At 55.6% G+C, this 6,002-nt stretch carries 10 protein-coding genes; 5 read left to right on the top strand and 5 right to left on the bottom strand.

The window, feature by feature from the left end:
* The coding region (locus ACOYNV_RS25190) for a DUF4351 domain-containing protein (protein ID WP_422902561.1) at positions 1-227 on the top strand (227 nt) is incomplete at its 5' end.
* 271 nt (positions 228-498) lie between these two features.
* Here ACOYNV_RS25190 and ACOYNV_RS25195 read toward each other — a convergent pair.
* Genes ACOYNV_RS25195 through ACOYNV_RS25205 form a run of 3 tightly spaced genes read right to left on the bottom strand, consistent with a single transcriptional unit; the run spans position 499 to position 2,738 of the window.
* Positions 499-1,398 carry an Rpn family recombination-promoting nuclease/putative transposase gene (locus ACOYNV_RS25195; protein ID WP_422902562.1) on the bottom strand — a complete coding sequence of 300 codons (900 nt, stop codon included), beginning with the start codon at positions 1,396-1,398 and terminating at the stop codon, positions 499-501.
* A 39-nt stretch (positions 1,399-1,437) separates the two neighbouring features.
* Complete coding sequence (locus ACOYNV_RS25200) at positions 1,438-1,929, bottom strand: HD-GYP domain-containing protein (protein WP_422902570.1); 492 nt, start codon at positions 1,927-1,929, stop codon at positions 1,438-1,440.
* Positions 1,815-2,738 (bottom strand): HD-GYP domain-containing protein, encoded by a 924-nt coding sequence (locus tag ACOYNV_RS25205; protein WP_422902563.1) that lies wholly within the window; start codon positions 2,736-2,738, stop codon positions 1,815-1,817. Before ACOYNV_RS25205 ends, ACOYNV_RS25200 begins: the two co-directional genes overlap by 115 nt.
* A 197-nt stretch (positions 2,739-2,935) precedes the next feature.
* Between ACOYNV_RS25205 and ACOYNV_RS25210 the strand changes: the two genes are divergently transcribed.
* Positions 2,936-3,844 carry a flagellar brake protein gene (locus tag ACOYNV_RS25210; protein WP_422902564.1) on the top strand — a complete coding sequence of 303 codons (909 nt, stop codon included), beginning with the start codon at positions 2,936-2,938 and terminating at the stop codon, positions 3,842-3,844.
* A 10-nt stretch (positions 3,845-3,854) separates the two neighbouring features.
* Here ACOYNV_RS25210 and ACOYNV_RS25215 read toward each other — a convergent pair whose 3' ends face one another.
* Positions 3,855-4,103: an Rpn family recombination-promoting nuclease/putative transposase gene (locus ACOYNV_RS25215; RefSeq protein WP_422902565.1), complete on the bottom strand. Its 249-nt coding sequence runs from the start codon at positions 4,101-4,103 to the stop codon at positions 3,855-3,857.
* Between the two features lie 45 nt (positions 4,104-4,148).
* Between ACOYNV_RS25215 and ACOYNV_RS25220 the strand changes: the two genes are divergently transcribed.
* Positions 4,149-4,475, top strand: coding sequence for a CopG family transcriptional regulator (locus tag ACOYNV_RS25220; RefSeq protein ID WP_422902566.1), 327 nt, complete (start codon positions 4,149-4,151; stop codon positions 4,473-4,475).
* Positions 4,445-4,774: a type II toxin-antitoxin system RelE/ParE family toxin gene (locus ACOYNV_RS25225; protein WP_422902567.1), complete on the top strand. Its 330-nt coding sequence runs from the start codon at positions 4,445-4,447 to the stop codon at positions 4,772-4,774. The genes ACOYNV_RS25220 and ACOYNV_RS25225 overlap by 31 nt, the downstream gene beginning before the upstream one ends.
* Here ACOYNV_RS25225 and ACOYNV_RS25230 read toward each other — a convergent pair.
* The gene (locus ACOYNV_RS25230) at positions 4,744-5,199 is read right to left on the bottom strand and encodes a type II toxin-antitoxin system HicB family antitoxin (protein WP_422902568.1); all 456 of its coding nucleotides are present in this window, start codon (positions 5,197-5,199) and stop codon (positions 4,744-4,746) included. The two genes, ACOYNV_RS25225 and ACOYNV_RS25230, sit on opposite strands and share 31 nt — an antisense overlap.
* On the opposite strand from ACOYNV_RS25230, the gene ACOYNV_RS25235 reads away from it, so the two are divergent.
* A partial coding sequence (locus ACOYNV_RS25235; RefSeq protein WP_422902569.1) for an Rpn family recombination-promoting nuclease/putative transposase occupies positions 5,198-6,002 on the top strand: 805 nt, incomplete at its 3' end. The two genes, ACOYNV_RS25230 and ACOYNV_RS25235, sit on opposite strands and share 2 nt — an antisense overlap.

Here is a 6,002-nt window from a genome sequence, read left to right on the forward strand (position 1 = left end):
TCAAAGGCAAGCTCGAAGGTAAGCTCGAAGGTAAGCTCGAAGGTAAGCTCGAAGGTAAGCTCGAAGGCGAATCCATGCTACTTGAACGTCTGATTGTTAAACGATTCGGCTCGCTCCCCGACGATGTTCGCACCCGCCTCAGAACCGCTACGGTTGACCAGTTGGAAGCTTGGGCGGAGCGCATTCTTGATTCCTGCACTCTGGCCGAGATATTCAACGACCATTGATCCTTCAAACGAAACAAAGGGAAATCAAAGGGGCCAGGGTCGATTTCCCGATTGATTGATCTTGCTGCAGGCCACTCTGCTGGGCGTCGCAAAGCAAAGCGGCGGAAGGGCTTGCTGATTAGGTCATGCCAATAATAGGCAAGCACCCCTGGAAGCCGCGCCAATTGGCGTTCTGCAATGAGTCATGCCGAAGAGCAAGGAAATGCGCCACGCTTCAGGTACATGGCTTGCGGATCGCCACTCCATGCCTGGAGAATTCTTGACTGCGGGCTTAATGCTGTTTGGGCTGGAAGATCGCTGCCAGATCGGCCGCATCAAGCACCCGGTCAAGCCAAGCTTCGATTTGTTCCGGTCTAGCAGCGTTAATCTGCGCTGCAACCTCTGCCGGAAGCGGACCAAAACGTTTGTTCAGCAGGCGCTGCAGAACAAGCGCTTCGGCTTCAAATTTGCCAAGCAGGACGCCTTCGGCGATGGCATTGGCTCTGATTCGATCAAGATTCGTTTCCAGCATTTCGGTTCCTTTCAGAAGGTCATCCACATCCGGGATGAGCAGGTCGGGCATCTTGCGACTTAGGCGGTAGCCCATCCACTGCATCACGGCTTTGTCTATCGTTTGCTTGTAGGGCGATTGAGCAACCGACTGGCCCAGATAGCGGATCGCCCGCTTTACTTCTTCGGTGTCGCGGGCGTGCTCCATGCGGAAGATTGCCGCCATTACTCTATGCAGTCCTTCCAGATGTTCGACGCTGAAGCGGCCTTCATCGAGCAACCAGAACTTCAGCTTCGGCTGAAATTCGGTCAGCACCGCCGGGTGGGGCTGTATCAGGTCGAACACTTCCGGGCTGTGGTTCCAGCGCGCATCGCCGTTGTAAATGACGATCGGTAGCACCGGCGGCAAGCCGTCGGCGAGGTCGATGGCCTTGCTGCGTACCAGATGGTCGTAGAGCGCGGCGACGTATTGCATCATCCGCACCGGCATGCCCTTGTCGATGGAGGACTGGAACTCCAGCAGCAGGTAAAGGTAGATGCGCTGCCCTTGCAACTTGATGGACCACACCACGTCGTCTTCGCGTTTCCTCATCGCCGGGGTGATGAAGTTGCCGGTTTCCGGGCGCAGCGTGGCATAGTCCAGCAGTTCCGTGATGCCGGGCGGCGCAAACACTTCCAGCAACTCGCGTACCAGATCAGCGCCCCGGCGTCTCTTGCGACCCTACGAATGGAACCAGTTCATCTTGCGTCGCGGCAGCAGATAGTCCAGTTCATCTGCCGGTCGTTCCTGTAGCCGCAAGGGCTTTTCGATGTGCAGGCTGCTGTCCCTGGCGAGATTGAGGATGATCGCTTGCCGCCGGGGGACTTCCGGCTCATGGATCATGATCTGGGGACTGAGCGGGTTGTCGGTTGGGGCCGAGGTGACGACGGCGCCGACTCGGCCGTCGGACAACTGGACTATCGATCCGGGCGGATACACGCCCATGGCGCGGACGAATAGTTGCAAGAGCACCGTGTCGTAGGCGCTCTTCTCCTTGGTCCACATGACGGCCAGTGCTTCCGACGGCGAAATGGCGCGCCGGTAGTCGATCGGGTTGGTCAGCTTGTCGAAACGATCGGCGATGGCAACCACACGCGCGGCGATGTGAATGGCCTCGCCCTTGAGATGATCGGGGAATCCCGTTCCGTCGAAGTGCTCATGGTGATGCAGGATGGCTTCAAGGATCGGAGCCGATACCCGCCGACGCGTTGAACGCTGGCATGGCCCAAGGCGCAATGGGTGGCGTAGATAGCTTCTTCATGCCGGTTACGTTCGGTATTGCGCAGGATCGACGGGTTGATTCCCTGCTTCCCGATGTCGTGCAACAGGGCGCCAATCCCCAGGGTGTGCAGGGCGGACTCGGGCAGGCGCGCCTGTTTGCCGAGCAGGAGCGCCAGGGTCATTACCGACAAGGCATGTGCGGCAGGGCCTTCGTCGTGCCCCTTTTCCGCGATCAGAACAATGGCGCTATCGGGGTCGGCCAGGAAGGAGGCTGCCGACTCTGAACTGACATGGCTTACCTCGCGAATGCTTTCCTTGGGGTTCTTGTCAAATGAGTTTAGCGCTCCGCCAACGGACTTGGAGGCGCCGACGAATTGTTTCTGGGCTTTGTCCAGTCGTTCGCGCAACTCGGCCATGACCTTTGTCCGCTCCACCTTTTCGGCCATTTGGACGAGTGCCAGCGCCGCCAGTCGTGCATCCTCGGCAATCCTGGCAGCATCGGGAGCGGGCGGTGCTTCCTCGGGCACGGGAAGTGGCAGTACCTTGCAGCGCGTTACGGCGCAAAACAGATCCGGCAGATTCAATGCGGCAATCTGCCGCGCCTGTTCTTCGTCCGTGATAACGAACGAATTGAGCATGAAGTGATGTTCCATCCAGGGAATCGGCAAGCGCACATGAACGCCCGGCCGCAACTGGGTCGCCTTGATGCGGATCTCGCCTTCAAGCGGTGCATTCCGGGTTTTTGAGACGGTCTTTACCACCGGGTTCCTCGGGCGTCGGGAATTATCATGCTGATTGATGCTGTGCCTGCGGAATTACTGCAGGCCGCCTTTGCGCTTGGGTATGTCGTTTGCAGGCGATGATTCATGGGATTGCCCCGCCGCTGAAATGCCAAATGTCGATGAGGGATTATTCTTGCCTATAATGCGGCTTCAAATCAAACATTCCTGGCGCTCCGATGACTCATACCGCTCACTATAAACCCATCCGCAAGGCTGACATCGATATCGGGAAGCCACTACCGTGGTCGGTTTATAACGGTGACAAGCAACTTCTCCTGAAGCGCGGATTCGTGCTTGAGACGCAGGCTCAGCTTGATGGATTGTCGGAAAAAGGGCTGTATCGTTTTTTTCGCGGGGGTGAGGTTGGCGTCGTTTCCCGTCCCAACTCCGACGATACCGGCGAGCGTGCGAAGAGTGAACAGGCAACGGAACGATCGGTTACGCTCGAGGACATCAAGCTGATCATCGGCGACCCCTTGCAGATCCAGACTCAGGTCGAGCAGTCGGAAAGTCGGTACTACGTCAAGCTGATCGGTTATTTGAAAGGGAAAAGTGTTCTGGTTACAGCACCCCAACTGGAAGGCAACCTTTGTTACATAAAGGAGGGTCAGGCCTTCGTCGTTCGCTTCTTTTCAGGTAAGAATGCTTACGCTTTCACCTCCAGTGTGACACGAGTAGCGAACGTTCCTTACCCACACTTGCATCTGAGCTACCCGTCGCAGGTCAGAGGCTTGGTAGTACGTTCCGGCGATCGAGTGAACGCCAGAATCATTTGCTCCGTGAGCATTCCCGAAGATACGAAGACCGTTGCGGTGCCGGGTCTGATAACCAATATCAGTGTTGGCGGTGCGTTGCTCTCGTCAAGGAAAAAACTGGGGGATAAAAACGATCAATTGGTGATCAAGTTTCGTGTATTTATCAGAGACATCGAGTTTTTCATAACCATTGACGCGACGATCTGTTCGGTGTTGCACGATGATGTCGGCGAAATCCTGCACGGTCTGCGCTTTGCCGGCTTGCCCAACGATATGGCGATCGCCCTTACGGCCTACGTTTATCAGAAACTGGCTGAATCAAACTCCTGACCAGTTGAACTTAATGCTGTTGCATCATCCGCACCGGCATGCCCTTGTCGATGGAGGACTGAAATTCCAGCAGCAGGTAAAGGCAGATGCGCTGCCCTTGCAACTTGATGGACCATAGGAGCGAAGATTTTCTGCGCGATGGGTTGATTCGGCACATTGGCAATCGCGCAGAAAATCCGTCCAAAGTAAGTGCTGTGCGGCGCTCCTGCAAGAAATCCAAAAGGCCTCCACAGTGCATGCTGGAGAACCCCATGTTCATTGGCTTGCAGAGACATGGTTTTCTATGGCTTGGAGTAGCACGAACGTGCTACAGTTGGTGTTGTTTGTGATTCGACTGGAGTTAGCTATGAGCACGACGACGATCCGATTGCCTGAAGCGCTTAAAGATCGCGTTGCCGAAGCCGCTAAACGTGCCGGTACAACTTCCCATGGTTTCATCCTTTCTGCAATTGCGGAAAAAGCGGCGCGGGAGGAATTGCGTGCTGATTTCGATCAAGTCGCAGAGGATCGCTTTGCACGAATCGTGGCCTCCGGACAAACGATTCCGTGGCAGGATATGCGCGCTTATCTCGAAGAACGTCTTGCCGGCAATGCGGTGAAATGCCCGACAGCACAAAAACTGGTTCGTTGAGATTGTCGCGTATCGAATTAGCGCCTGAAGTCAGCAACGATTTTGATCGTATCCTCGATCACCTGGCTCAGTATGAAGTCGAAAATCCGGCGTCGCGCATTCGGGAAATCGTCGAAGCGATCAACGTACTTGAGCATAATCCGCTGATCGGCAGACCTGCGAAAGACGGCAAACGGGAATTGGTGATCGGGCGGCAGGCGCATGGTTATTTGGCTTTGTACCGTTACGTTGCCAAGGTCGACACCGTTTTTGTCCTTGCCATACGCAGTCAGCGGGAGGCTGGCTTTGTTATTGAGTAACGCGCTAACCAAGGACAGGCTACGGTTGATTCATCACCCGCTATTCGCGCAAGCCATAGGGCTTCAATAAGCGGAGCCAAAGCGAAACTGGAAGGTTTCACCGCCAATGTTCGCCAGGCGATAAATCCAGAGCGCCATTCTCCGGCGGCTTTTGTTGCCGCATCAATCCGGCGCAACACACGGGAGGGCAGGTTTATATTGACGAGTTCTGTCTTTTCGGACAACAACGCCAGATCAATCGGCACCAGTGCCCACACCCGACCAACTAAAAGGGGGCAGCATCGCGTTTTTTTGGAGCAGCCGCAAAACGACCGGAAATCTAAAAGGTCAGACATCTTTTTACCGTGGCTTGCGAGCGCCAAGGCGCGCGGTCTCCAGGCCAGCCATGCTAAGATTCCGGGACGTTGCCACAGGAGTTTAGCCATGCGTTTTCTCGATGTTAAAACCGACTACGCCTTCAAGCGCGTGTTTGGCTCGGAAGGCTCCAAGCCGGTGCTGATCAGCTTTCTCAACGCCATCCTGGATTATCGCAACGAACACGCCATCGTCGATCTGACCATCGTCGATCCCTACCAGATTCCCATGCTCAAGGGCATGAAAGACACCTACGTTGACGTCAAGGCGGTCCTCGCCAACGGCAAGCACCTGATCATCGAAATGCAGGTGCTCAACGTCGCCGGCCTGGAAAAACGCATCCTGCACAACGCCGCCAAGGAATACGCCACCCAGTTGCTCCAGGGTGAAGACTACACCCTGCTCAACCCGGTCATCGCCCTGACCTTCACCGACTTCATCATGTTCGAAGGCCACCCGGAACCGATCAGCCGCTACCGGCTCATGGAACGTGATCGTTTTATCGAATACAGCGACGATGTCGAACTGATCTTTGTCGAATTGCCGAAATTCACCCTCGAACTTGACGCCCTCGAAACCGTACAAGACAAATGGATTTACTTCGTCAAAAACGCCGGCAGTCTCCAATACATCCCCGACACCCTGGCCAGCGAACCCCGCATCAACGAAGCCTTCAGCCTGATCAATGAAGCCGCCATGAGCCGGGAGGAACTGGAGATCCAATTCAAGCGCCGCGACTTCATCATCCTGCAGCGCGGCTCACTGAAGCTGGCCGAGGAACAGGGGATGAAAAAAGGGATGAAAAAAGGGATGGAAAAGGGGATGGAAAAGGGGATGGAAAAGGGGATGGAAAAGGGGATGGAAAAGGGGATGG

Origin of the sequence: Propionivibrio sp. (assembly GCF_049316945.1) — a bacterium.
Lineage (GTDB): Bacteria > Pseudomonadota > Gammaproteobacteria > Burkholderiales > Rhodocyclaceae > Propionivibrio.

Bases quoted from the DNA above. Each gene is read 5' to 3' on its own strand.
- ACOYNV_RS25210 (WP_422902564.1), top strand. From the start codon at position 2,936: ATGACTCATACCGCTCACTATAAACCCATCCGCAAGGCTGACATCGAT.
- ACOYNV_RS25215 (WP_422902565.1), bottom strand. From the start codon at position 4,103: ATGAACATGGGGTTCTCCAGCATGCACTGTGGAGGCCTTTTGGATTTC.
- ACOYNV_RS25225 (WP_422902567.1), top strand. From the start codon at position 4,445: ATGCCCGACAGCACAAAAACTGGTTCGTTGAGATTGTCGCGTATCGAA.
- ACOYNV_RS25230 (WP_422902568.1), bottom strand. From the start codon at position 5,199: ATGGCTAAACTCCTGTGGCAACGTCCCGGAATCTTAGCATGGCTGGCC.